The organism is Kitasatospora sp. NPDC101155, assembly GCF_044768305.1.
Taxonomy (GTDB): domain Bacteria; phylum Actinomycetota; class Actinomycetes; order Streptomycetales; family Streptomycetaceae; genus Kitasatospora.
Genome location: NZ_JBIWPN010000137.1, coordinates 1 through 3,912, shown reverse-complemented (window position 1 = coordinate 3,912; position 3,912 = coordinate 1). Strand labels below are relative to the sequence as shown.

Annotated in this window: 2 protein-coding genes; both read left to right on the top strand. The window is 73.2% G+C overall.

Going from position 1 to position 3,912, the window contains the following annotated elements; genetic code table 11:
- Positions 1–2,514: KR domain-containing protein (locus tag ACIRYZ_RS46350; protein WP_402955749.1), on the top strand; the 2,514-nt coding region annotated here is incomplete at its 5' end.
- 133 nt (positions 2,515–2,647) lie between these two features.
- Positions 2,648–3,912: type I polyketide synthase (locus tag ACIRYZ_RS46345; RefSeq protein ID WP_402955747.1), on the top strand; the 1,265-nt coding region annotated here is incomplete at its 3' end.

Sequence of the window (3,912 nt, the reverse complement as noted above, 5' to 3'; positions counted from 1 at the left end):
CCGCACCCGGTGATGACGGTGGGCATCGAGGAGACCGTCGAGGCCGTCGGCCACCCCACCGCGGTGGCGGTCGGATCGCTGCGCCGGGACGAGGGTGGGCTTCAGCGGTTCCTGTTGTCGGTGGGTGCGGTGTTCGCGCAGGGGTTGGCGGTGGACTGGTCGGCGGTGTTCGCCGGTCAGGGTGCCCGTCGGGTCGACCTGCCCACGTACGCCTTCCAGCACCAGCACTACTGGCTGAAGAACTCAACCCCGCAGCCGAACTCCGCCGCCGGCACGGAGCCGTTGGAGACCGGCTTCTGGGACGCCGTCGCCCGCGCGGACCTGCCGGCCCTGGCCGACACCCTGGAGCTGGACCCGGCGCGGGCGGAGCAGCACGACTCGCTCGCCGTACTGCTCCCGTCGCTCTCCAGGTGGCACCGCAGCCGCCGACGGCAGGCCCAGGCCGATGCGGCGCGCTACCGGACCGTCTGGCGGCCGCTCGACGAGCCGGGCGCCTCGCGGCCCGCACGGCTCTCCGGCACCTGGCTGGCGGCGGTACCGACGGGCACGGCCGACGCCGGCCAGGACCCGCAGCGCGCCGACCGGGTCGCCGCCTGCCTGCGGGCACTGCGGGAGCACGGTGCGCACGTCGTCACCTTCGAGGTCAACCCGGACGTGGACGACCGGCAGAGTGTGGCCACGCGCGTGCGCGGGCTGCTCGCGGCCGAGGCCGTGACCGACGAGCCCTCCGGCGTGCTGTCGCTGCTCACGCTGGGTGAGGCCGACGGCCCGGACGGCCGATCCGCACACGCCGTGGTCGCCGCGACCACCACGCTGCTCCAAGGACTCGGCGACGCCCTGGTCCACGCCCCGCTGTGGTGCGTGACCAGCGGAGCCGTCACCGCCGGCGAAGCACGCCGCACGCCCGACCCCGTCCAGGCCCTGGTGTGGGGCCTGGGCCGGGCAGCCGCGCTGGAGCACCACGACCGTTGGGGCGGCCTCGTCGACCTGCCCGAGAACCTGGACGACCAGGCGCTGACGCGACTGTGCGCGGCGGTTGCCGGGCTCGGCCACGAGGACCAGATGGCGATCCGTCGCTCCGGGACGCTGGCCCGACGCCTGGAGCACGCACCCCACGACGACACCGCGTCGGCCCGGCCCGCTCAGCCGCACGGCACCGTCCTGATCAGCGGCGCTGACACCGCCCTCGGCACCCAGGCCGCCCGATGGCTGGCCCGGACCGGAGCCGAGCACCTGCTGCTGCTCCCCACCGAGAACGGGGAGCCCGACGGCCGGCCCGCGCCGGAGCTGCGGGCGGAGCTCAGTGGGCTCGGCAGCCGGATCACCGTGCTCGGCCGTGCGGCGACCGACCGGCAGGCGCTGCGGGAAGCGCTGGCGCAGCTGCCCGCCGAGCAGCCGCTGACCGGGGTGGTGCACGCGGTGGCCGCTTGGGACGACGAGCCGCTAGACACCCTCGATCCGGCCGGCCTGGCCGCCGCCGTCCAGGCCCAGGCCGACGCCGTCGGCAACCTCGGCGAGCTGACGGAGGAACACCAGCTGTCGGCGTTCGTCGTGCTCGGTTCACTTCCCGGCGCGATCGGCGGCGCCCGCCAGGCCGGCCGACTGGCGGCGACCGCCTTCGCCGACACCCTGGTCGAGCAGCGCCGGGCGCGGCAGCTCGTCGCGACCTCGCTGGCCTACGGCCCGCTCACGTCGGGTGAGGATGAGGGTGAGGGTGGCGGCCGGGCCGCCGCGACGGACTGCGCGGCCGACGAGCGCCTGCTGGGTCTGGGCGTCAACGCGCTGGACTGGCAGACCGCCGGAACCGCCTTCGAGCAGACGCTGGCAGACCGCCAGGAAGCCGTGATCGTCGCGGACATCGCCTGGCCGCGGCTGCTCGCGACGATGGCAGCGGTGCGTCCCAGCCCGCTGTTCGGCGACCTGCCCGAGGCCCGTCAGCTCCGCGACCGCGCCGCCGCGGACAGCGACTCGGCGGACGACGCGACGTCCCTGGTCCAGCGCCTGGAGGCGATGTCCGACGGGGAGGCGCAGGAGTTCCTCACCGAGCTGGTGGCGACCCAGGTCGCCCAGGCGCTCGGGCACGCCTCGGCCGACGCCGTCGACTCGGGCCGGCCCTTCCGCGACCTGGGCTTCGACTCGCTCAGCGCCGTGGACCTTCGCAACCGGCTCAACACGGCGACGGGCCTTCGGCTGCCGGTGACCGTGGTATTCGACCACCCGACCCCGGCCGTGCTCGCCCGCCAGCTGTGGCAGCAGATCGGCCTGCGCCGGGGGCCCCGGCAGAGCGTGTCGGTCAGTGGCCAACTGGACGAGCTGGAACTGTCGTTGGTGTCACTGACCGATCCCGGGGAGAAGCAGCGCGCCGAGATCACCGCACGGCTGCGAACCCTGCTGTCGACCTGGACCGCACGGCACGAGCCGGAGCAGGACGTCTTCGGCGACGGCCTCGACCTCGAAACCGTCACGGCGGAGGAGCTCTTCGACGTGCTGGACCAAGAACTCGACGCACGGTGAAACCAGTCAGTGGGACGGCTCGGTAGCCGGCCTGCCACGGCGGCCCACGTTCCCGCCGTACCCCCCCATTTCCGTACATCCCCGCAATCTCTGCACAGCGCGATCTTCCGCATGGCCTTTTAAGGAGCCGACGTTGGTGGCGAACAACGAGGAAAAGCTCCTCGACTATCTGAAGCGAGCGACCGCCGACCTGCGGGAGGCACGTCGGCGCGTGCGGGAGCTGGAGGAGAAGGAGCACGAGCCGATCGCCATCGTCGGGATGAGCTGTCGGTACCCCGGTGGGGTGGGCTCCCCGGAGGCACTGTGGCAGCTGGTGGCGGACGGCCGGGACGCGATCGGTGGATTCCCGACCGACCGTGGCTGGGACGAGGACGTCTACGACCCGGACCCGGAGCGCGCCGGGAAGTCCTACACCCGCGAGGGCGGATTCCTCTACGACGCCGCCGAGTTCGACGCGGGCTTCTTCGAGATCTCGCCGCGCGAAGCGACCACGATGGACCCCCAGCAGCGGCTGCTGCTGGAGGCGTCCTGGGAGGCGTTCGAGCGGGCCGGGATCGCCCCGGAGACGCTGCGCGGCAGCCAGACCGGAGTCTTCGCCGGCGTCGCCTACCACGACTACGGCCCGCCCCTGCACGACGCGCCTTCGGAGGTCGAGGGCCACCTGCTGACCGGCAATGCGGGCAGCGTCGCCTCGGGCCGCATCTCCTACACCTTCGGTCTGGAGGGGCCGGCGGTGACGGTGGACACGGCGTGTTCGTCGTCGCTGGTCGCCCTGCACCTGGCCGCCCAGGCCCTGCGCCGGGGCGAGTGCGACCTGGCGCTCGCCGGTGGCGTCGCGGTGCTGGCCACCCCCGGCGGCTTCATCGAGTTCAGCCGTCAGCGAGGGCTGGCGGCGGACGGTCGTTGCAAGTCGTTCGCGGCTGGTGCTGATGGCACCACCTGGGCCGAGGGCGTCGGCATGCTGCTGGTCGAGCGGCTGTCGGACGCGCGGCGCAACGGGCACCCGGTACTGGCGGTGCTGCGCGGTAGCGCGGTGAATCAGGATGGTGCGTCGAACGGTCTGACGGCGCCGAACGGTCCGTCGCAGCAGCGGGTGATCCGTCAGGCGTTGGCGAGCGCACGCCTGACGGCCGATCAGATCGACGTGGTGGAGGCACACGGGACGGGCACGAAGCTGGGTGACCCGATCGAGGCGCAGGCGCTGCTTGCCACCTATGGGCAGGCGCACACGGCCGACCGGCCGCTGTGGCTCGGCTCGTTGAAGTCGAACATCGGGCATTCTCAGGCTGCTGCGGGTGTGGGCGGCGTCATCAAGATGGTGATGGCGATGCGGCACGGTGTGCTGCCGCGGACTCTGCACGTGGATGAGCCGACGCCGCAGGTGGACTGGTCGGACGG